General features: G+C 72.2%; 17 protein-coding genes and 1 pseudogene. 5 read left to right on the forward strand and 13 right to left on the reverse strand.

Annotated features, from left to right (window positions below; all coding sequences use genetic code 11):
• Nucleotides 1-130, reverse strand: a pseudogene (locus tag ACIQI7_RS28450) (ABC transporter ATP-binding protein); the annotation flags it as partial.
• Between the two features lie 256 nt (nucleotides 131-386).
• Nucleotides 387-2,507, reverse strand: coding sequence for a restriction endonuclease (locus tag ACIQI7_RS28455; protein ID WP_401115135.1), 2,121 nt, complete (start codon nucleotides 2,505-2,507; stop codon nucleotides 387-389).
• A gap of 305 nt (nucleotides 2,508-2,812) precedes the next feature.
• Between ACIQI7_RS28455 and ACIQI7_RS28460 the strand changes: the two genes are divergently transcribed.
• The 3 genes from ACIQI7_RS28460 (at nucleotide 2,813) to ACIQI7_RS28470 (ending at nucleotide 7,268) form a co-directional block, all read left to right on the forward strand.
• Nucleotides 2,813-3,226: a hypothetical protein gene (locus tag ACIQI7_RS28460; protein ID WP_401115138.1), complete on the forward strand. Its 414-nt coding sequence runs from the start codon at nucleotides 2,813-2,815 to the stop codon at nucleotides 3,224-3,226.
• A gap of 13 nt (nucleotides 3,227-3,239) precedes the next feature.
• Nucleotides 3,240-5,984 (forward strand): KGGVGR-motif variant AAA ATPase, encoded by a 2,745-nt coding sequence (locus ACIQI7_RS28465; RefSeq protein ID WP_401115140.1) that lies wholly within the window; start codon nucleotides 3,240-3,242, stop codon nucleotides 5,982-5,984.
• A gap of 348 nt (nucleotides 5,985-6,332) precedes the next feature.
• Nucleotides 6,333-7,268: a DUF2797 domain-containing protein gene (locus ACIQI7_RS28470; RefSeq protein ID WP_401115143.1), complete on the forward strand. Its 936-nt coding sequence runs from the start codon at nucleotides 6,333-6,335 to the stop codon at nucleotides 7,266-7,268.
• A 126-nt stretch (nucleotides 7,269-7,394) separates the two neighbouring features.
• Here the strand turns inward: ACIQI7_RS28470 and ACIQI7_RS28475 are convergent, their stop codons facing one another.
• The 3 genes from ACIQI7_RS28475 to ACIQI7_RS28485 all read right to left on the reverse strand — a co-directional run bounded on the left by ACIQI7_RS28475 (nucleotide 7,395) and on the right by ACIQI7_RS28485 (nucleotide 9,402).
• Nucleotides 7,395-7,760 (reverse strand): hypothetical protein, encoded by a 366-nt coding sequence (locus ACIQI7_RS28475; RefSeq protein ID WP_401115146.1) that lies wholly within the window; start codon nucleotides 7,758-7,760, stop codon nucleotides 7,395-7,397.
• The gene (locus tag ACIQI7_RS28480; RefSeq protein WP_401115148.1) at nucleotides 7,757-8,458 is read right to left on the reverse strand and encodes a DUF6232 family protein; all 702 of its coding nucleotides are present in this window, start codon (nucleotides 8,456-8,458) and stop codon (nucleotides 7,757-7,759) included. The genes ACIQI7_RS28475 and ACIQI7_RS28480 overlap by 4 nt, the downstream gene beginning before the upstream one ends.
• A gap of 329 nt (nucleotides 8,459-8,787) precedes the next feature.
• On the reverse strand, nucleotides 8,788-9,402 hold the full coding sequence (locus tag ACIQI7_RS28485; RefSeq protein ID WP_401115151.1) for a TetR/AcrR family transcriptional regulator C-terminal domain-containing protein: 615 nt from the start codon (nucleotides 9,400-9,402) through the stop codon (nucleotides 8,788-8,790).
• Nucleotides 9,403-9,496: 94 nt separating this feature from the next.
• Here ACIQI7_RS28485 and ACIQI7_RS28490 point away from each other — a divergent pair, with 94 nt between their 5' ends.
• A complete protein-coding gene (locus ACIQI7_RS28490; RefSeq protein ID WP_401115154.1) occupies nucleotides 9,497-11,005 on the forward strand; it encodes an FAD-dependent monooxygenase in 1,509 nt (502 codons plus the stop codon).
• Nucleotides 11,006-11,026: 21 nt separating this feature from the next.
• On the opposite strand, the gene ACIQI7_RS28495 is transcribed toward ACIQI7_RS28490, so the two are convergent.
• From ACIQI7_RS28495 to ACIQI7_RS28510, 4 genes are all read right to left on the reverse strand, one after another.
• Nucleotides 11,027-11,332 (reverse strand): hypothetical protein, encoded by a 306-nt coding sequence (locus ACIQI7_RS28495; RefSeq protein ID WP_401115156.1) that lies wholly within the window; start codon nucleotides 11,330-11,332, stop codon nucleotides 11,027-11,029.
• Between the two features lie 356 nt (nucleotides 11,333-11,688).
• Nucleotides 11,689-12,426 carry a succinate dehydrogenase/fumarate reductase iron-sulfur subunit gene (locus tag ACIQI7_RS28500; protein WP_401115159.1) on the reverse strand — a complete coding sequence of 246 codons (738 nt, stop codon included), beginning with the start codon at nucleotides 12,424-12,426 and terminating at the stop codon, nucleotides 11,689-11,691.
• Nucleotides 12,423-14,366, reverse strand: a complete 1,944-nt coding sequence (locus ACIQI7_RS28505; protein WP_401115161.1) for a fumarate reductase/succinate dehydrogenase flavoprotein subunit — start codon at nucleotides 14,364-14,366, stop codon at nucleotides 12,423-12,425. Before ACIQI7_RS28505 ends, ACIQI7_RS28500 begins: the two co-directional genes overlap by 4 nt.
• Nucleotides 14,363-15,067 carry a succinate dehydrogenase cytochrome b subunit gene (locus ACIQI7_RS28510; RefSeq protein ID WP_387755055.1) on the reverse strand — a complete coding sequence of 235 codons (705 nt, stop codon included), beginning with the start codon at nucleotides 15,065-15,067 and terminating at the stop codon, nucleotides 14,363-14,365. The genes ACIQI7_RS28505 and ACIQI7_RS28510 overlap by 4 nt, the downstream gene beginning before the upstream one ends.
• A gap of 96 nt (nucleotides 15,068-15,163) precedes the next feature.
• Here ACIQI7_RS28510 and ACIQI7_RS28515 point away from each other — a divergent pair, with 96 nt between their 5' ends.
• Nucleotides 15,164-16,084, forward strand: a complete 921-nt coding sequence (locus tag ACIQI7_RS28515) for a LysR family transcriptional regulator (protein WP_401115165.1) — start codon at nucleotides 15,164-15,166, stop codon at nucleotides 16,082-16,084.
• A gap of 109 nt (nucleotides 16,085-16,193) precedes the next feature.
• Here the strand turns inward: ACIQI7_RS28515 and ACIQI7_RS28520 are convergent, their stop codons facing one another.
• From ACIQI7_RS28520 to gcl, 4 genes are all read right to left on the reverse strand, one after another.
• Nucleotides 16,194-17,405, reverse strand: a complete 1,212-nt coding sequence (locus tag ACIQI7_RS28520; RefSeq protein WP_401115167.1) for a hypothetical protein — start codon at nucleotides 17,403-17,405, stop codon at nucleotides 16,194-16,196.
• A gap of 91 nt (nucleotides 17,406-17,496) precedes the next feature.
• Complete coding sequence (locus tag ACIQI7_RS28525) at nucleotides 17,497-18,057, reverse strand: nuclear transport factor 2 family protein (RefSeq protein ID WP_401115170.1); 561 nt, start codon at nucleotides 18,055-18,057, stop codon at nucleotides 17,497-17,499.
• A gap of 199 nt (nucleotides 18,058-18,256) precedes the next feature.
• Nucleotides 18,257-18,745 (reverse strand): glutathione peroxidase, encoded by a 489-nt coding sequence (locus ACIQI7_RS28530; RefSeq protein ID WP_401115173.1) that lies wholly within the window; start codon nucleotides 18,743-18,745, stop codon nucleotides 18,257-18,259.
• 158 nt (nucleotides 18,746-18,903) lie between these two features.
• The gene (gcl, locus tag ACIQI7_RS28535) at nucleotides 18,904-20,685 is read right to left on the reverse strand and encodes a glyoxylate carboligase (protein WP_401115175.1); all 1,782 of its coding nucleotides are present in this window, start codon (nucleotides 20,683-20,685) and stop codon (nucleotides 18,904-18,906) included.
• Between the last annotated feature and the right edge of the window lie 578 nt (nucleotides 20,686-21,263).

The raw sequence follows: 21,263 nt of genomic DNA on the forward strand, positions 1-21,263 counted from the left end.
CCTGGGGGAAGACCACGCTGACGTTGTCGAGGGCGACGACGCGGGTCTCCCCCTCCCCGTAGACCTTGTTCAGGCCGGTGGCTCGGGCGGCCGCCCGGCCGGTGCGGACGGCGGTTGCGGGGAACGTCACGTGGACTCCTGGAACGAACTAACGGAATGTTCAACTCCGTTCCATCATCCCAAGCTGTTCGAACGCGATGCGTATGCCGCACGGCTGGTCGACCCCCGCCGACCCGGCGGGGCGGCGGGGGCTCTCTCCTCCTCAGGTATGACCCGAACCCTGAGGTCCCAGGTCCCGAGCCGCTCCTGGTCCAGATCCGGGCCGCTCCTGGACGAGTCCCGGGCCGGACCAGGCCCGGACCTGGGTCGGGCCCGGGCCGAACCGCCTACTCGACCGCCACGCCGAAGGCCGCCGCCAGCCCGGCCAGGCCGTCGGCCACCGTCCGCCCGGACGGGCTGAACTCCCATCCGCCGGCCGCCCGGCGGAACGCCCCGAGCAGCATCGCGCTGTCCGGCACCCCGCCCGTCGGGCCCGTCCAGGCGGCCGGACCGCCCGCCCCCGGCCCGTACGCGGCGGCGAGGGCCAGCCCGTGCACGTAGCCGAGCGGCAGCGCCGGACGCTCCTCCTCCTCGGTCGAGACGGCGACCACCACCTCCTCGACGGCGGCCGGCAGCCGGTGCAGGTCCAGGGCCAGCCGGGCCGCCCGGGTCGGTTCGCCCGGCACCGACCGGGTCGGATGCAGCCGGACGGCGCCGTCCGGGTCCTGCGGGCTGTTGAAGAACACGAAGTGCTCGTCGCTCAGCACCCGGCCGCCGGGACCGCACAGGAAGGCGGTCACGTCCAGCTCCACCGCGTCCCCGCCGGCCGTCCGGCTCCGCCAGCTCACCGTCAGGGCGGTCCCGCCCGGCTCCGCGGGCGCTTCGGCCGCGGCCGGGGCGGCGGCGGAGCCCCCGCCGAGCCGGCCGCGCAGGCCCTGCTCGGCGAGCAGCGCGACCAGCTCCGGGCCGCTCACCAGGGTCAGCGGCTTGCCCTCGATGTAGCTGTACGAGCCGCGGCCGAAGCCCGCGGTGGTGACCAGGATGCCCTTGATGGCGCCGTGGTGGCGGACGGTGGACTCCAGGTCCCGCACCGCCGTCGGCGGGACGGTCTTCTTGTAGCGCTTCGCCTGGATCACGATCCTGCCGCCGGTCACCGGGTCCAGGTCCTCGGCCACCACGTCCACCCCGACGTCGCCGCTGCGGGCCGTGGTCATCACCTTGAAGCCGCGCAGCCGGAACAGCTCGGCGATCAGGTCCTCGAACTCCAGCGGGTCCATCTCGAACAGGTCCGGCTCGTCCTCGCCGCCGTGCCCGGCCATGCTCCCGCCGACGCTCTCCGGCCGCCGGTCCGGCCGCACCTCGTCCAGCCGCTCCGGGCGCGCCGACAGCCGGCCGCCCAGGCCCTGGAAGCACTCCACCGGCGCCACCCGGTCCAGCGCCAGCGCGGCGAAACCGGCCCGGGTCGCGGTCAGGGTGGACACGAAGCGCTCGGCCTCCCGGCCGGTCGCCGGGTCGATGCCGAGCACGAAGCCGTTCAGCACCACCGAGTCCAGCAGCCCGTCCCGGTCCGCCCGGAACAGCTCCGCCGCCACCCGCAGCGCCGACTGCGCCAGCACCTCCCGGTACAGCGCCTTGCGCTCCGTCGCCGACCGGGCCACCTCGGCCTCGCGGTCGTCCGACTTCACGTACCGCACCCGGGCGGCGGCCGGCACCACGTCCGGCCCGGGCAGCTCCCAGTCCACCACCAGCTGGCGGCTCCCGGCGTCGAACGCCGCCACCAGCCGGTGCGGGAAGCCCTCCGGCCAGGCCGCCGAGGCGTACAGGCCGGCCGTGAAGTACTCCTGCACCGCCTCCGGCTCACCCGCCCGCAGCCGGCGCAGCAACTCCTCGGTCCGGGCGGCCAGCTCCTCCTGCTGCCGGCGGGACTGCTCGACGTGCGTCAGGTACTCCTGGTGGTACGCGGCCAGCCGGTGCTGCCGGTCGGCCTCCCGGGCCTGTGCGGCGTACCAGTCCTGCTCGAACCGGGCCCGGGCCTGGGCCAGGTACCGCTCGTACTGCTGACGCACCCCCGGGTTGCGGGCCTGGACCGGGTCCGGCGGCGGCACGAAGTACCGCGCCTCGGACTGGTCCGGCATCGGCACCGGCTCGCCCAGCGGGCCCGGGTCGAACGACGGCACCGCCCGCGGCGCCAGCAGGGCCTGCGGACCGAACGCCGGAGCGGCCAGCCCGGCGGCCAGCAGCCCCCTCAACTCCTCCACCCGGGCGTCCAGTTCGGCCGTCCGCCGGGCCGCCTCCGCCTCCCGTGACTGCTGGTAGGCGCGCTGCGCCTCGCGCTCGCCGCGGACCGCCGCCTTCTGCGCCTCGCGCTGCTCCCGCTCCCGGCGGCGCTGCTCCGCCGCCTCGGCGCGCCACCGGGCCTCCTCCCGGCGCTGCTGCTGTCGCTGCGCCTCCGCCCAGATCGCCAGCACCCCGCTGCTCCGCCGCCCCGACACCGTCCGCCCACCCCATTCGCCTCGCGCCGACCGCGGCCGCGCGGCACCGCCTCCCGGGCGCACCGCCTCCCGGGCGCACCGCCGACCGCGCCCGCCACAATAGAACGTGAACACCCCGCCCGGCCAAGCCTCGGACCAGCCCTGCAACCATGAGTGCCGCATGTCGGTGGGTGGTGAGGGACAGGGTCGAGCGGCCCGCTGGCCAATCAAAAAGTAGTCTCCTTCGAGCTTTTAATTGCATCGGTACCATTCAGCTGAGCTGCGGTGCCATGATGTGCGACATGGTGCTTCAGGTGGGGGTGGCTGCGCTCCGCAGGCGGCGGTTGCAGCTACGGGTCAGTGCGGGCAAGGTTGCTGACGGCGGGGACACGGTCACATCCTGTCTTCTCCTCTTCTATGCGGCGGAGTGCGCGCTGAAGGAGAGGGTGCTGGCACGCCGGGGTCTTCGGGACACGTCGCACCTCGAGCCGACACACGACCTCTGGAAGCTGGCGCGGGACCTGGGCATGCCACCGCATCTGGGAACAGCTCTGAAGGGGATGAAGAACTGCCGCGCTGCCGGGAGTTCAGGCGTGAACGTGGCCCTGGCCGATCTGCACCAGGCCTGGCGTTATGGTGTGAAACTGCACGTCGAGGACGAGAAAAGGGCCCGGGACCTGCTGGACGACCTCATTTCATGGTGCGAGCAGGACTGAGGGGGACCGACTCATGGCAGAACATGGAAAGCTGGAGATCATGGACAGTGGAATCGTTCCTCCTGGTCGCCTCTTCACCTGGGTCAATGTGGATGAGCATTTGGCGAGATTGGCTCTGGCGAGGCAATGGCCTGAATGGCTCGTTGCCACGGACAGCTGGTGGGACTGTCTGGAACTGGTCACCAGTACCAAGGTCGAAACGGAAACGGTGAAGGGCTGGCTGGACGACGCATTCGGTACCGGGTCGGCGGGGTGGGTCGACGGCGACCTGTTGCTCGGCCTTGACGACCCTCGGAGTTCCGAGTTCACCGGATTGCGGGTCGAAATCACTGTGGACGCCGATCAGCGCGGCGCGGGAAGGCGGCGTGTCCCGTTGCTTCGGGAGAAGCACATTACGCGCGAGTTGGCCGAACCCCTGCAGCGGCCCGAACTTCCGGGGTATTCCGGAGATGTGCAGCTTATGGCCTTCCACTCCTTCAAGGGGGGTGTCGGTCGCACCGTTCATGCTGTTGCGGTCGCGGACAGGCTGGCGCGGAGCGGCGGAAAGGTTCTACTGATCGACGCCGACCTGGAAGCTCCCGGCATCACTTGGATGCACAAAGAGCAGGGTGGGCAGTGCGACTTCACATACGAGGACTTCATTACCCTGCTACAGGGGGGGGATAATGGTGACCCTGCGGCAGCGGTCGACATCGCGGCCGCTTACCTGCCCAACCAGCAGGCCGGTCACTACGCGAGTGGCGGGAGCCTCACGATTATGCCGTCGAGCCGACGGGTGACGCTGACTCCACCCCGGATCGAGCCGGCGGACCTACTTTCCCCCGTGCGGTCCGTGTATTTCGTGACGGAGGCTCTGGCTGCTCTGGGAGCCCGACTCGGAGTGGACACGGTCGTCATCGACCTCAGGGCCGGTGCTTCCGAGCTCTCTGCGCCGGTGCTCCTCGACCCGCGAGTGCAACGCGTCTTCGTCACTACGCTAAGTCATCAGTCGCTTGTCGGCACCGAGATGATGATCAAGCAGCTCGGTGGAAAGGCGCCCACTGTTCAGGGTGTTGACCCTGCAACGTCGGTCGTCGTCACCCAGTACCGGATGGATGCTCACACTGTCCAGGCCGAAGCTGCGCGCAGTCTGCTCTCGGCGGCCTTGGCAGGTGCGCTCCGAGTGCCAGAAGGGGCTGACGAGGACGAGACGGAATCCGTCGATGCTGCGTTGCTCGCCCAGCCGGTGCTGAGCCCCTTCAGGGAGGAGCTACTCGCTCTGCCTTCATCCTGGGACGCGGTGCTGGAAGTGATTTCATCGTGTGGGGTTGCCGATGGGTTGGAATCCTTGCTGCCGTCCCCCGTCCCCCGTGTCACCGCCGGGCCTGTGCCTGGGGCGGCAGTGGAATATGGCCAGTTGCGGCGCAACCTTGCTCGGACCGCCGAGAACCTCGTCTATGCAGAGCAGAGCGGACTCTCCTCGGCTGGCGGCTTTCTCGTCACGGAACCTCTTCGCCGTCTCCTTGCCGACCACCGGACCGAGCTTCCGCAGGCTCTCGTGGTGGGGGCGAAGGGCGCCGGAAAGACTTTCATGTACGCGAAGGCGTGTGCGGCTCGGAGCTGGCAGACGTTCGCGGCGCAGTCGGGCATCAAAGGCGTCACGGTCGAAGCGCCCATCGTGCCCGTTCTGGAATCGACGAACCTGGAGTATGGGGACCTTGAGCCGCAGGACCTGCGTGATGACTTCGCGTCGAAGTACGGCGACGGACCGCGACAGGAAGCGATCGCATCAAGTGTCAAGGACAGACTGAAGGTCGGTCTGGGTAGGCCGGACGGTCTGGATGAGCTCGGATGGCGGAGTCTGTGGCTGGACTGTCTGGCCGTGGCCTGCGGGCTGGAGACGTCGGAACAGCGGAGGTCGGAAGAAGCCTTGATCGATCTCGGCCGACGGGCCAAGGCCGTCTTCGTCATCGACGGTCTCGAAGACCTCCTGCAGAACCTGGACAGCGAGACCAAGCGCACCGCGTTGCGGGTTCTCCTGATCGATGTCCTGGGATGGCTCCGTTCGCTGCGTGGTCGGCCCTTCGGGCTCGTGGTGTTTGTGCGGCGTGACCTTGTCATTGGAGCGGTTCGGCAGAACAACGCCCAGCTCCTCAGCAGGTACGCTCACTACGCATTGCACTGGAGCAAGGTGGAGGCGCTACGCCTTGCTCTCTGGGTGGCCGCACACGCCGAAGCGCTGCCCACACCCGTACCGCTCTCCGGGATCACAGATCTCTCGGAGGAGGATTTGATCAACAGTCTCACTCAGCTATGGGGCTGGAAGATGGGTAGCGCGAAGTCTCGCGAGGCGCGCTCCCACATGTGGGTACCAGCGGCGCTTGGGGACTTCAAGGGCCAGGTCCAGGCACGTGACGTAGTCATGTTCCTCGCAACGGCTGCCAAGAATTCAGAGCAGTACAACGACACGGTGGACGATCGGGTGCTCGTTCCCACGGCTATGCGCAAGGCCCTGCTCGAATGCAGCAGTAACAAGATCACTTCAGTGGGCGAAGAGGACACGGAGATCGGCCGACTCCTGACCCACATGCAGGGACTCGGCCACTCGGTTCTAGTTCCGTTCGAGCTGGAACAAGTCGAACTGACTGTCGCGGATGCGGACCTGCTAGTCGCTTTCGGAGTGTTCAGCAAGGGGGCTGACGGACGTTACTGGGTGCCTGAGATCTATCGACACGGTCTCGGGTTCAACAGCGAGGGACGTGCGAGGGTCCTCTGGTAAAGATTCCGCGTGTCCATGGGCAAGCGCTGCTGAGCAGGTACCGGCGTGGGAAGTCGATCTGATCGGCTTCCCACGCGGTCGCCAGGCCCGGACGTCGGTGTGCTGGCGCCGGAATCGGCGGCGTGGGCTGCTCGGACGGTGGCCCCGAGGAGGCCGGGCACGCCGTTCTCACGCCGGGTGCTGACGAATTCGCTCGGTGCCTCAGGGCCTCTCGCGTAGAGACGAGCAGGACTGGGCATGCGTCCCGCATCCCGCCTGATGATATCGCCGAACATGCTCGTTCGGGCGACCCTGTCTGCTGTCAGTGGCGCCGGGTAGTCTGGAGGGTCACCGACGGTAAGGAGCGACGTGACGATCCCCCCGCAGCAGCAGGCCGCCCCGGGCGGCTGGATCTCCACCGGGCTGAGCTGGCGGGACGGCCGCGCCGTGCTCGGGGCCGCCCGCGGCGCCCAGGTGCACGAGCGCGCCGTGACGCCCGGGGCGGAGGTCGGCTGGCTGCTGGGCGGCCCGCGCCGCTGCGTCGGCGCCTGGCTCGCCGGGGCGGCGGAGCGCACGCCCTGCCCGCACCACGCGGTGGTCGACCCCGACGGCGGCGCGACGCAGTGCCCGGCCTGCCAGAGCGTGGACCGCGGCCTCGCCCTCGCCCGGGACCAGATCCTCGACGACGGCCGCACCTATCTGCTCTACCTCGCCTGGTTCGGCGAGGGCCTACTCAAGGTCGGCCTGACCGCCGAGCAGCGCGGCGACAGCCGGCTGCTCGAACAGGGCGCGCTGGCCTACGCGTTCACCGCCCGCGGCGCCCTGCCGGCGATCCGGCGCGCCGAACTCACCGTCGCCGCCTCGGGCCTGGCCCGCGAGCGGTTCAAGTCCCGGCTCAAGACGGAGCAGTGGTGGTCGCACGGCGACGCCGAGCACCGCCGTAGGGTGCTCGGCGAGGCCCGTGCCCAGGCGCACCGGCTGCTGGACGGCCACGCCCTGGAGCTGCTCGCCGACCGCCCGGTGGTCGACCACGTCGAGCGCTACGGCCTGGCGGGCGGCGCCCCGGAGGCGTACCGGGAGATCGCCGCACTGGCCGACGGCGCGGTGGTCGCGGGCCGGCTGCGGCCGCCGGTGGGCCGGCACCTCTTCCTGGACCAGGCGGACGGCTCCGGCCCGCTGCTGCTGGACACCCGGATGCTCACCGGCTGGACGCTCAGCCCGGTCACCGGCCGGGCCTCCGCGGGCCTCGTCCTCCAGGAGCGGGTGCGCCCGCCGGAGCCGGACACCCAGGAGGCGCTGTTCTGAGGGCCCGGAGGCACTCCGGCCACGGTGGTTGCGCCGGAAACCCGCGAGGGGAACGCTTCCTCGCCGAGACGGGCCGGGCGGTGTGGCCCGCCACCCGGCCCCGGGCAGCGGCCCACGCCGCTGCGGTCAGCCGCTGAGCAGGGCGAGGAGCTGGTTCGCCAGGCCCAGCGCGGGCGCCGCGGCCTCGCCGAGGCTCTGGGCCACACCGGCCAGCAGGAGCAGGGTGTTGCGCCGGCTCCTCGGCTCCTCGGCGGCGGGGCTGGTCAGCACCGGCAGGGCCTCCGAGAGGCTCTGCCGGTCGGCCTCCGGGAGCCGGCCGTCCCGGGCCAGCTCGGTGACCACCGCGGCGAGCCGGGCGAACAGTGCGACGACCTCCGGCGGCAGGGCCTCGGCGCCCGGGCCGTTGTTGTGCTGGATGCCGATGTTCCCGCTGCCGCCGTGGATCGTGACACGGTCGCCGTACTGCACGTCCGGACGCTGGTCGTCGTTCACTTGCTGACCCCCGTGTTCCCCTGGCCGCCGTAGATGTTGACGCTGTCGCCGAACTGGTACTGCCTCAGGTCGACAGTGATGCTCTGGACGAGCTGCTGGAACTCGGCCTGCGGGTTCTCGATCGCGCGGGTGATGGCCGCCTGGAGCTCGAGGGCGGGCTGCGGGACGAGCCAGGCCAGCACCGCGGTCGGCGGCCCTGCCGTGTCCACGGTCAGCACGTGGAGGTCGGGGCGGCGCAGCACCGGCCACGTGAAGATCAGGAAGTAGACCGCCACGGTGAGCACCGCGCTGATGACCGGGCCGGCCCCGGAGCCCGAGGACGAACCGCTGTCGTACAGGCCCGACGAGCTCCGGGTGGCCTGGGAGATCGCGAACGCGACCACCAGGACGGCCAGGGTGAAGGCGAGCAGCCGTAGGAGCGCGCGGCGCCGGCCGGGCACGATCAGGGTGGTGCCGACCCGGGCGACGTTGGCCAACGGGTAGGCCGCCTGCCCGACCCAGAGGATGCGGTTGGTGACGGCGACCCGGATGGTGGCCGAGCTGTCGGCGGAGGCGCCGGAGTAGGCCGTCGGCGGGGCGACGGGCGGCGCCGGACCGACCGGGGGCGGTGTCGGCGGCCCGCCGGGCGGCCGTGGAACGTACGGGACACGGCCGGTCCGGCCGGGGTCGGTGGGGTGGGTGGGATCGGTCGGCTGCATGGGTGCTCCCCCGGGACTGCGGAACGCGCGACGACCAATGAACCAGTGCACCGTCTCCGGCACAAGTCGTTTGCGGCACTGCAGGCTTGACTTCGCGTCATTTCCAGGATCCAAACCACCCTTCGGGATGACGACTAGTCAGCTCGGCTTGCCCCGGACCCACCCGCACCGGACCTGGCCCGCCGGGACGACGGTGGCCGGGCCTTGGCGGACCCGGCCCCCCTGCCCGAGTGGCGGCGGGTGCCCCGGCCTGGTCCGCGGCGCGGCGGGCCGCGCGGCCCGGGCGGTCGGCCCGGGCTGTCGGCCCGGGTGTTCGTCGCGGATGTCCGTCACGCTCGCCGGAGGATCGCCGACACCCCGAACTCGAAACGCTCGTCGAACGAGTCCGGCGCGAGGTGCCGGAGCGTGCTGTGGAGGGCGGGGTGGGTGGCCGCGGAGACGGCGTCGCCGAGGGCGTCGCCCCACGGGTGGTCGCCGGCGGCGGCCTGCTCCTCCTGGACCAGGCCGAGGGTGAAGTAGGTCAGCGTCCACGCCGTCCAGGAGGCCTCGCGGCCGTCCCTGCCGCCGTCGAGCAGCGCGCCGACCAGTAGTTCGGCGAAGCGCAGGGTGTGCGGCTCGGCCGCGTAGGTGCCCACCACCAGCGCGGCGCCGTCGCGGTGGGACAGCAGGGCGCGGCGGCAGCGGCGGGCCAGTTCGCGGACCCGTTCCTCGGGCGCGGGCGGCAGTCCGGTGAGCGGGATCTCGCCGAAGACGGCGTCCGCCATCAGCTCCACCATCCGGGCCCTGGTCTTCACGTGCCACTGCACGGTGCTCATGCGCACGCCGAGACGGTCGGCGACCGCTCTGGTGGTCACCGCCTCCAGGCCCTTCTCGTCCAGGAGTTCCAGGCCTGCGCGTGTCACTGCGGCCGGGTCGAGCCGGTCGCCGGATTGCCTCTTGGTCACTGACCGAGTTTACTGGATCCCAGCTTCTAGGTCACTGACCGAGAAGTCGTCGCGCCCGGATGCCCGGGCACCGCTCCACATGGGAGGCAGTCGCATGGAAACGCAGCAGGTCGTCATCGCCGGAGGCGGACCGGTCGGGCTCTGGCTCGCCGCCGAACTGCGCCTGAACGGCGTCGGCGTGACGGTCGTCGAGCAGCGCACCGAGGTCGACCAGCGCTCCAAGGCGCTCACCGTGCACCCCCGCACCATCGAGGTGCTGGCCTCGCGCGGGGTGCACCGGCGCTTCCTGGCGGAGGCCCTGAAGATCTCCACCGGCCACTTCGCCAACCTCCCCGACCGGCTCGACTTCTCGGCCCTGGACACCCCGCACCCGTACACCCTCTTCATCCCCCAGGCCCGGACCGAGGAACTGCTCGAGGAGTACGCCCTCGGCCTCGGTGCCGGGATCCGGCGCGGCCACCGGGTCACCGGGTTCACCGAGCGGCCGGACTCGGTGACCGTACGGGTCGAGGGGCCGCAGGGCCCGTACGACGTCCGGGCCGACTACCTCGCCGGCTGCGACGGCACCCGCAGCACCGTGCGCGAGGCCGCCGGCATCGGCTTCCCCGGCACGCCTTCCGGCTACCTCGGCTGGCTCGGCGACGTCCGCCTCGCCACCCCGCCGCCGCCCGGCTTCAACCGCTTCAACGAGCGGGGCGGACTGATGGTCGTGCCGCTGCCGGGCGGACGCTGGCGCATCGTCGGGGCCGACCCCGACAGCGCGACCACCCAGTGGCCCGGCGACCTCACCCTGGAGGAGCTGCGGCGCAGGACCGCCGCCATCGCCGGCGAGGACTTCGGCCTGCACGACCCGTCCTGGCTCTCCCGCTTCGGCAACGCCACCCGGCTGGCCGAGCGGTACCGGCGCGGCCGGGTCGTCCTCGCGGGCGACGCCGCCCACCAGCACTACCCGGCCGGCGGCGTCGGCATGAACGTGGGCGTCCAGGACGCCTCCAACCTCGGCTGGAAGCTGGCCGCGACCGTCAACGGCTGGGCGGCCGAGGGGCTGCTGGACACCTACCACACCGACCGGCACCCGGTCGGCGAGCAGCTGGTGGAGCACAGCCGCGCGCAGACCCACCTGTTCCACGCCTTCACCCCCGAGGGCCTGGCCCTGCGGGACCTGCTCAGCCGGCTCGTTCCGCGCTCCAAGGAGTTCGGCGAGGTGCTGGCCGGGCGGCTCAGCGGACTCGACGTCGCCTACCCCGGCGGCGGACCCGCCGCCCACCCGCTGACCGGCACCCGCGCCCCGGGCCTCACCTTCACCGGGACGGGCACCGGAACCGACCCGGGCACCGACCTGTTCGCACTGCTGCGGGCGGACGCCTACCTGCTGCTCGACCTCACGGCCGGCGGTGTGCTGGCCGACCGGGCCCGGGACCACGTGACCGTGCACCACGGCGTCCCCGTCCGGCCCCGCGCCGGCTGGGAGGGCCTGCGCGCAGCCCTCGTCCGCCCCGACGGCCACCTCGCCGGAGCCTGGACCGAGCAGGACGACACCGAGCTGCGCGCCGCCGTGGACGGTGCCCTCGCCACCGCCCTCGGCCGGGCCGTCCCGGCCTGACCGCCGACGGCGCCCGGGAGGTCAGCCCAGCCTGCTGCGCACCACGCCGGGGCCGGGCCGGGACCGGCGGGACAGCGGCGGGCGGGACGGGCGGACGTCGAAGCGGGCCGGCTGCTCGGCCGCCTCGGCGGCCCGCCCGGCCAGCGCGGCCCGGGCGGCGGCCAGCGCGATCCGGGCGAGCAGCGGGTCCTCCCGGACGCCGGCCGCGCGCTTGGCGCCCTGGCAGTCGGTGCACCAGACCGGCGAGGCCGGCCCGTCCGGGTACACCATCTCCTCGGGCGGCAGGTAGTGCCCACCGCACTCGACGCACTCGAAGACGAACCTCATCCGACGATCACCGTCCCGGATCCGTGGCACCGACCGCAGGGCGACCAGAAGGTGTGGACGCTGGGCACCATGCTTCCTTCCTCGTCCAGTTCGACCGTTGCCTCGGTCTTCTGGGTCCCCCCGGACCCGCCGCAACCGGAACAGGACTGAACCTCGGGCATATGCCGTCCCTCCGTAGCGGAGCACCACCGTAGCGCGATTCTCCGTCAGGAAGCACCGCCCGCGGCGATCCGCCACCCGTACGGGGAGCGCGAACTCCCGTCGCACGCCCCGCCGGAGGGACGCCGGCCCCCGCCTGAGCACCAGAGCGGGGGCCGACCGTCCGGGGGCGGACGGTACCGGGGGGAGGGGAGTCGTCAGCCGCGGGCGGCCCGCAGGAACTCCCGGTTCATCGCCGCGATGCTGGGCAGCGGGATGCCCTTGGGGCAGGCGGTGGCGCACTCGCCGGTGTTGGTGCAGCCGCCGAAGCCCTCGGCGTCCATGGCCGAGACCATGTTCCGCACCCGGGCGGAGCGCTCCGGCGCGCCCTGCGGCAGCACGTTGAGGTGCACCACCTTGGCGGAGGTGAAGAGCATCGCCGAGCCGTTCGGGCAGGCCGCCACACAGGCGCCGCAGCCGATGCACTCGGCGTGCTCGAAGGCGGTGTCGGCGGCCTCCTTGGGGACGGGCGTGGCGTGCGCCTCGGGCGCGCTGCCGGTGGGCGCGGTGATGTAGCCGCCGGAGCCGATGATCCGGTCGAAGGCCGAGCGGTCCACCACCAGGTCCTTGACCACCGGGAAGGCGGCCGCCCGCCAGGGCTCGACGTCGATGGTGTCGCCGTCCTGGAAGTGCCGCATGTGCAGCTGGCAGGTGGTGGTGCGCTCGGGGCCGTGCGCCTGGCCGTTGATGACCATGCCGCAGGCGCCGCAGATGCCCTCGCGGCAGTCGTGGTCGAAGGCGACCGGCTGGTCGCCGCGGGTGATCAGCTCCTCGTTGAGGGTGTCCAGCATCTCCAGGAAGGACATGTCCGGGCTGATCCCGTTGACCCGGTAGGTGGTCATCGAGCCGGGTGCGTCCGGGCCCGCCTGGCGCCAGATGCGCAGGGTGAGGTTCATGCGTAGCTCCGCTGGGTGGGGTGGACGTACTCGAAGGCGAGGTCCTCGCGGTGGAGGACGGGTGCCTCGCCGGTGCCGGTGAACTCCCAGGCGGCGGCGTAGGAGAACTCCTCGTCGCGGCGGGCGGCCTCGCCCTCCGGGGTCTGGCTCTCGGTGCGGAAGTGGCCGCCGCAGGACTCGGCGCGGTGCAGCGCGTCCAGGCACATCAGCTCGGCCAGCTCGAAGTAGTCGACCAGCCGGTTGGCCTTCTCCAGCGACTGGTTGAGCTCCTGCCCGGTGCCGGGGACCCTGATCCGGCGCCAGAACTCCTCGCGCAGCCGCGGGATCCGCTCCAGCGCCCGGGTGAGCCCGGCCGCGTCGCGGGCCATCCCGCACTCGTCCCAGAGCAGTTCGCCGAGCTCGCGGTGGAAGGAGTCCGGGGTGCGGTCGCCGTCCACCGCGAGGATCAGGTTGAGCCGGTCCTCGACCTCGGCCTCCGCCTCGGCGAGCACCGGGTGGTCGGCGGGCACGGCCGGCAGCGGGTGGCGGGCCAGGTAGTCGTTGACGGTGGGCGGCAGCACGAAGTAGCCGTCGGCCAGGCCCTGCATCAGCGCGCTGGCACCGAGCCGGTTGGCGCCGTGGTCGGAGAAGTTGGCCTCCCCGATGGCGAACAGGCCGGGCACGGTGGTCTGCAGGTCGTAGTCGACCCAGAGCCCGCCCATCGTGTAGTGGATCGCCGGGTAGATCCGCATCGGCACCCGGTACGGGTCCTCGGCGGTGATCCGCTCGTACATCTCGAACAGGTTGCCGTACCTGGCCTCGACGGCCTCCCGGCCCATCCGGCGGATCGCGTCGGCGAAGTCCAGGTAGACGCCCTGGCCGCCGGGGCCGACGCCGCGGCCCTCGTCGCAGACGTTCTTGGCGGCCCGGGAGGCGATGTCGCGCGGCACCAGGTTGCCGAAGGCGGGGTAGATCCGCTCCAGGTAGTAGTCCCGCTCCTCCTCGGGGATCTCGGCCGGCGGCCGGGTGTCGCCCTGGGCCTTGGGCACCCAGATCCGGCCGTCGTTGCGCAGCGACTCGCTCATCAGGGTGAGCTTGGACTGGTGGTCGCCCGAGCGCGGGATGCAGGTCGGGTGGATCTGGGTGAAGCACGGGTTGGCGAAGTACGCGCCGCGCCGGTGCGCCCGCCAGATCGCGGTGGCGTTGGAGTTCTTGGCGTTGGTGGAGAGGTAGAACACGTTGCCGTAGCCGCCGGTGGCGAGCACCACGGCGTCGGCCGTGTAGGAGCGGATCTCCCCGGTGACCAGGTCCCGGGCGACGATGCCGCGGGCCCGGCCGTCGACCACCAGCAGGTCGAGCATCTCGGTGCGCGGGTGCAGTTCCACGTTCCCGGCGGCGACCTGCCGGGAGAGCGCCTGGTAGGCGCCGAGCAGCAGCTGCTGGCCGGTCTGGCCGCGGGCGTAGAAGGTCCGGGACACCTGGACGCCGCCGAAGGAGCGGGTGTCCAGCAGGCCGCCGTACTCGCGGGCGAAGGGCACGCCCTGGGCGACGCACTGGTCGATGATCTCCACCGAGACCTGGGCCAGCCGGTGCACGTTGGACTCGCGGGCGCGGAAGTCGCCGCCCTTGACGGTGTCGTAGAACAGCCGGCGGACCGAGTCGCCGTCGTTGCGGTAGTTCTTGGCCGCGTTGATGCCGCCCTGGGCGGCGATCGAGTGGGCGCGCCGGGGGGAGTCCTGGAAGCAGAACTGGACGACGTGGTAGCCCTGTTCGGCCAGGGTGGCGCCGGCCGCGCCGCCGGCCAGGCCGGTGCCGACCACGATCACGGTGTGCTTGCGCCGGTTGGCCGGGTTGACCAGCCTGGCGTCGAACCGCCGCTGGTCCCAGCGCTGTTCGATCGGGCCGGCGGGGGCCTTGGCGTCGGCCACCGGCTCGCCGACGGTGTAATCCAGGTAGCTCACTTCACCACTCCGGTCATCACGGCGACGGGGACGGACAGGAAGCCGACCGTCAGCACCAGGGCCAGTCCGTTCGCGATCAGCTTGAGCGCCCGGTCGCGGCGGGCGTTGTTGGCACCGAGGGTCTGGGCGGCGCTCCAGAACCCGTGCCGGATGTGCAGGCCGACGGCCAGCATCGCGACGACGTAGAACACGTCGACGTACCAGCGGCCGAAGGAGGCCACGACGTTCTGGTACGGGTGGCCGTGCTCGGCGGCCGGGTTCACGGTCAGCGTGGTGAGGTCGAGGACGTGCCAGACGATGAACAGCGCCAGGATCACCCCGCCCCAGCGCATGGTGCGGGTCGCGTAGCTCGCGCGGCGGCGCTTGTGCACGTACCCGCTCGGGCGGGCCGCGAGGTCGCGGCGGCTGAGCTGGTACGCGGACACGCCGTGCAGCACCACCGCGGCCAGCAGGCCGGCCCGGGCGATCCACAGGAACCACTCGTGGCCCAGGAAGGGCTGTCCGATGGTGCGCAGCCAGGCCGCGTAGCCGTTGATGTCGTCCGGGCCGGCGAACACCTTGAGGTTCCCCAGCATGTGCGCGACCAGGTACAGCAGCATGACCAGTCCGGTGACGGCCATGACCGCCTTCTTGCCGACAGTGGACCGCCACAGGGTCGCCAGGGTGGACGGGTGCCGGGCCGTCCGAGTCGCGGTTGTCATGGCAGCAACGCTAGGGGCGGGGGCCGGGGTGCGTCCAAGACATGATGCGGCTCACGACGATAGGTGTCGGCTATCGAAGCGGCCTATCCTGGCCCTGTGCAGCTCCAACAACTCCGCTACTTCCTGGCCGTCGCCGAGACCCGGCACTTCACCCGGGCGGCCGAGGCGGCGCACGTCGCCCAGCCGTCGCTCTCGCAGCAGATCCGGGCTCTGGAACGGGAGTTGGGCGCCGAACTGTTCCACCGCGCGCGGGGCAACATCGCGCTGACCGACGCCGGGGACGCCCTGCTACCGCTGGCCCGGCGCATCCTCGCCGACACCGAGAGCGCCCGGCTGGCCGTCCAGGAGACGGTCCAGCTGCGCCGCGGCCGGGTGCGGCTGGGCGCCCCGCCGAGCCTGTGCACCAGCCTGGTGCCGGACGTGCTGCGGGTGTTCCGGGACCGCTACCCGGGGGTGACCCTGGTGGTCCGCGAGGGCGGCTCGCGCGACCTGGTCGGCTGGCTGGGAGCGGGGGAGCTGGACCTCGCGCTGATCATCACCCGGCCGAGCGGCGAGCAGGCGCCCGCCCTGGCGGTCACCGAGCTGCTGCACGAGGAGCTGGTGCTGGTCGCGGCCGAGCGGCGGGCCCGGCGCAGGGTCCGGGTGGCGGAGCTGGAGGGCCGGCCGCTGGTGATGTTCCGGGAGGGCTACGACATCCGCGAGGCGACCCTGGCGGCCTGCCAGGCGGCCGGGTTCGAGCCGGAGTTCGCGGTGGAGGGCGGCGAGATGGACGCCGTGCTGGGCTTCGTCCGGGCCGGCCTCGGGCCCGCCGTCGTCCCCGGCATGGTGGCCGCCCGCTCCGGCCTGGCGGTCACCGCGTTCGCCGGGCCGGGCCTGGGCCGCACCATCGCCGTCGCCCACGGTCAGGAGGTGCCGCTCACCCGCGCGGCGGAGGCGCTGCGCACCACCCTGCTGGCGCACCTCCACGACGCCGCCCGGGACGGCGAACTGCCGCCGGGCACCCGGCTGTTGCTGTGACCTCGCGCGGGAGCCGCGCGGGGGAAGCGGACGGCCCGGGGCCGCGGCGCCATCCGCAGCGGACGGTGTCGCGGCCCCGGGCCGTGGGCTCTGATCGGCGGGCGGGTGCTCAGCCGCCGCCGTAGGTGGCCTGGGTGACCGCGAAGACGTTGCGTCCGCCCGTGGTCTCCTGCAGCGACCACAGCAGGTCGGCGGCGGTGGCGTCCTCCCAGTAGGAGAGGCTCTCGCCGCCGCCCACCCAGGGGAAGGTGGCGGGGCCGGCGGTCGGGGTCCAGTAGTAGAGCTGCTTCTGCCGTGAGGAGTTGAACCACCAGCGGCCGTTGTGGGAGGCCACGCCGTTGAGGTTGTACCAGGGCAGCTGGAGGGCCTGGGCGGCGGTCGTCGTCGCGGCGAAGGTCGTCGCCCCCGAGGCGAACGGGAAGCGCACCGCCCGCGGCGGGCGGTTGGGGTACTTGGTGCAGTCCGCCTGGCAGGTGTACTCCGTCATCACGATCGACTTGCTGACCCGGTCGAGGGAGACCGACGACCACACCAGGCCCTTGCCGGACGGCGCGTGGGAGGTGACCGTGCCGACCTGGGGCAGCACGTAGGCGTAGTTGTGGGCGTAGTAGACGGAGCCGGACTGGCGGCCGATCTGGTCGGCGGTGCCGCCGGTGTCGGTGTTGAGGATCTTGCGCATGTCGAAGACGCGCATGCCGCTCCCGGTGTCGGCGACGTAGAGGTAGTCGCCGTACCAGGAGACGCCGCCGGCGTGGATCGGGATGTCCTTGAAGTCCGGCGCCGCCGCGGTGCCGGTCGGCTCCACCAGGAGGATCTTGCGGTAGGTGTTGGGGTAGGTGGCGTCCCAGTCGACCAGGGTGATCCGGCTGCGCTGCTGGGCGCCGCCGCAGCCGTCCGTGGTGTACCAGCTCACCAGGACGAGCTGGTGGCCGTCGTAGTTGCCGCTGTTCGCGGTCCCCACGGCGTCCCGGCTCGTGGTGATGCCCTGCGGGACGCTCTGGCAGTCGGAGTCGTCGCCGTCGTCGAACCGGAAGCCGGTGGACAGGCCGTTGACGGAGAAGGACGAGGGGAGCGCCTGCCGGTCGTGGTTGGCGTTCTCCATCACCGTGTGCACGGCGGAGGTGCCGAGGGCGGTGACGAGCGCGGAGTTGAGCGTGTCGAACCGGTGGTAGTCCGCGGTGAGGGTGTAGTCGGAGGCGGTCAGGGCCGTCGGTGCCGCGGCGGCCGCGGCGGAGGGCGGTGCGCCGACGAGCGCGCCGGTGACGAGCAGGCCGGCCGCGAGCAGCGCTCGGGCGGCGGTCCTGAGGTGACGAGTGATCAAGGCGGTCCTCTCCGCGGGAAGGGGGTCGACGGGTACTCACGCTAGGTGCGCGCTGAGCATGTCCGCAACATCGGGCCGGCTCCGGCCGCCGTCACGCCCCGCCCGCGAGGTCGCGCAGGGTCTCCTCGGCCTTCGCGGTCAGGACGAGCGGGCCCTTCCCGTTCGTCCACACGGCCCGCACGTCCAGGCTGCGCAGGCGCCAGCCGTCGGGGGTGCGCACCGCCTCGCCGGTGAACGTGCCGCCGACGTCGAAGTGGCCGCCGGGCTCCTCGCCCCGCGCCCGCTGGGTCGAGGCGAGGTGGACGTGGGTCATCAGGGCGTTCCAGCGCACCGTGGCCCGGTCCCCGTCCAGGTCGATCATGTAGTTGGCGCCCACGTGCTGGGTGCGCTCGAACTTCCCAAGGGTGGCCTGCTCGGACTCGGCCAGTCCGTCGATCCCCTCGTGCTGCCCCACCGGCGAGGTGATCCGCACGTCGGGGGTGAAGTAGCGCCGTGCCCAGGCCTCGTCGAACCGTCCGCCGCCGTGCGGCACCGTGTCGAGGCTGAGCAGGTAGCCGTCGATGAGACCGGTGAGGTCGGCGCGGTCGGTGAGGACCCGGACGCGCTGCTCCAGGGCGGCGAAGTCCGCGGCGGCGGGGGCGGTGGTGGTCATGGCGGTGGCTCTCCCGGGGATCGGGGCGGGTTTCGCGGCCGCTCCGGCCGCGCACCAGGGAGACTAGAACCTCAAGTCGACTTGAGATCAAGGTCCGGTTTCGCGGATCCGCCGACCGCCCCGGGAGGCGGCGCCCGGCGGACGCGCGACGACCCGGAGCGCGGGGTGCGCTCCGGGTCGTCCGGCGGTGGCGGTGGTGTCAGGCCGGGAGCACGGCTTCGAGGGCGGTGATCAGCTCGGGGGCCTCCGGGTCGACGCCCGGACGCAGGCGGGCGGCGACGGTGCCGTCCGGGGAGACCAGGAACTTCTCGAAGTTCCAGGTGACGTCCCCGGCCTGGCCCTCGTCGTCGGCGACCTCGGTCAGCCGGGCGTACAGCGGGTGCCGGTCCTCCCCGTTGACGTCGATCTTCTCGAACAGCGGGAAGGTCACCCCGTAGGTGGTGGAGCAGAAGGTCCGGATCTCCTCGGCGCTGCCCGGCTCCTGCCCGGCGAACTGGTTGCAGGGGAAGCCCAGCACGGTGAACCCGCGCCCGGCGTACCGCTGCTGGAGCCGCTCCAGGCCCTCGTACTGCGGGGTCAGGCCGCACTTGGAGGCGACGTTGACGATCAGCAGCGCCTTGCCCTTGTACTCGGCGAGCGAGGTGGGCGCGCCGGCGAGGGTGCGCAGCGGGATGTCGTACAGGCTCACGGTGGTGGTCCTTTCGGAAAGTCGTCGGGCCGGGCCTCTTCCGGGGCCACGGTAGCGGCCGCGACGGGATCAACCGTGGTCGGCGTGCCGGTGTTCCGGCCGCGCGGGGGCGTACGGAGCCTCGCGTGCGCGCCCGCGCGACCGGTGCGCGCGACCGGTCAGGGCACCAGCGGCCTGATCGCCGTCGGGGCGTGCTCCGGGCGGGTGGCGAGCTCCTCGAACTCGGTGACCTCGTCGATGTCGGCGGCGCCCATCGAGATGTCGGTGACCCGCTCCAGGATCGCCTCGACCACGACGGGGACGCGGAACTCGGCGGCCAGCTTCTTCGCCTCCTCGAAGGCCGGCAGCAGGCCCGCCGGTTCGGTGACCCGGATCGCCTTGCAGCCCAGGCCCTCGACGACCTTGACGTGGTCCACGCCGTAGGCGCCCAGCTCCGGCGCGTTGACGTTCTCGAACTCCAGCTTGACCTGGAAGTCGATGTCGAAGGCGCGCTGCGCCTGGCGGATCAGCCCCAGGTAGGAGTTGTTCACCAGCACGTGGACGTACGGGATGCGGTGCTGGGCGCCGACCGCCAGCTCCTCGATCATGAACTGGAAGTCGTAGTCGCCGGAGAGCGCGACGACCTGGGCCCCGGGGTCGGCGGTGGCGACGCCCAGGGCGGCCGGGACGGTCCAGCCGAGCGGGCCGGCCTGGCCGCAGTTGATCCAGTGCCGCGGCCGGTAGACGTGCAGCAGCTGCGCGCCGGCGATCTGGGACAGCCCGATGGTGGTGACGTAGCGGGTCTCCGGGCCGAAGGCCCTGTTCATCTCCTCGTACACCCGCTGGGGCTTGATCGGCACGTCGTCGAAGTGGGTGCGGCGCTGGAGCCGGGCCCTGCGCTCCTGGACGGAGGCGGCCCAGGAGCCGCGGTCCCTGAGCGTGCCGGCGGCCCGCAGTTCGCGCGCCACCTCGACGAGGAGTTCCAGGGCGGCCTTGGCGTCGGAGGCGATGCCGAGGTCCGGGGCGAAGATCCGGCCGAGCTGGGTGGGTTCGATGTCGATGTGGACGAAGGTGCGGCCCGCGGTGTAGACGTCCAGGCCGCCGGTGTGGCGGTTGGCCCAGCGGTTGCCGATGCCGAGGACGAAGTCGGAGGCGAGGAAGGTCTCGTTGCCGTAGCGGTGGGAGGTCTGGAGGCCGACCAGCCCGGCGTTCAGCTCGTGGTCGTCCGGGACGACGCCCCAGCCCATCAGTGTGGGGACCACCGGGACGCCGGTCAACTCGGCGAACTCCAGCAGCAGTTCGGAGGCGTCGGCGTTGATGACGCCGCCCCCCGCCACGATCAGCGGGCGCTCGGAGTGCTGGAGCAGGGCGACGGCCTTCTCGACTTGGACGCGGTTGGCGGCGGGCTTGTGCACCGGCAGCGGCTGGTAGGCCTCCGGGTCGAACTCGATCTCGGTCAGCTGGACGTCGACCGGCAGGTCGACCAGCACCGGGCCGGGGCGGCCGGAGCGCATCAGGTGGAAGGCCTGCTGGAACACCCCGGGGACCTGCGCGGCCTCCAGCACGGTGGTGGCGGCCTTGGTGACGGGCCGTGCGATCGAGGCGATGTCGACGGCCTGGAAGTCCTCCTTGTGCAGTCGGGCGACGGGCGCCTGGCCGGTGATGCAGAGGATCGGGACGGAGTCGGCGATCGCCGAGTACAGGCCGGTGATCATGTCGGTTCCGGCCGGCCCGGAGGTGCCCACGCAGACCCCGATGTTGCCGGCCCTGGCGCGGGTGTAGCCCTCGGCCATGTGGGAGGCGCCCTCGACGTGCCGGGCCAGGGTGTGCCGGATCCCGCCGGAGGCCTGGAGCGCGGCGTAGAAGGGGTTGATGGCCGCGCCGGGCACGCCGAACGCGACGTCCACGCCCTCCATCTTCAGGATCTCCACGGCCGCGCGGGCGGCTGTCATACGGGGCATCGGATCTCTCCTGCGTCGGCCCGCAGTGGCTCGGAGGGCTCATCTCGCGAATTCCACCATACGGAAGAATGCTTTCTGTATGTGGAAGTACGGTAGGCCGGGGCCTGGCGGGCCGTCAAGGGGACTTCAACAGAATGTGGACGCCTGGGAGGGGAGGCCTGAGCGGCCCGGATTCGTACGCCCGGACGGCGTTCGTGCTGGTGTGCCCGGGGAAGCGGACGTTCCGCGCCGGGAAGCGCAGCCGGTGTGCAGCACGGGTGAAGGGACGGTGCGGGGTGTGGGGCCGCCCCGCCGCACTGGGTACCGTCGGTGGCACGCCGGGCCCGTGACGTCCAACTGAGGCTGCGGCAGGGGTGGTTGGGGGCGTCGAGGAGCGGGGGAACTCCGCCGGCGGCCCCGTCCAGGACCAGCGCGCCCGGTCCGCCGCACCCGAGCGAGGGACGCCCCCCGGCCGCACCGACCCGACACCCGCCGCCGCGCTCCGCTCGAGCCGGACCCACGGCCGTACCGCTGTCGCCGCCCCTCCGCGGTCCCCTGTCCCGTTCCCCCCTGCTCCTGCTCCCCGCCCCGCAACGGTG

Source organism: Kitasatospora sp. NPDC092039, assembly GCF_044756065.1.
Taxonomy (GTDB): domain Bacteria; phylum Actinomycetota; class Actinomycetes; order Streptomycetales; family Streptomycetaceae; genus Kitasatospora.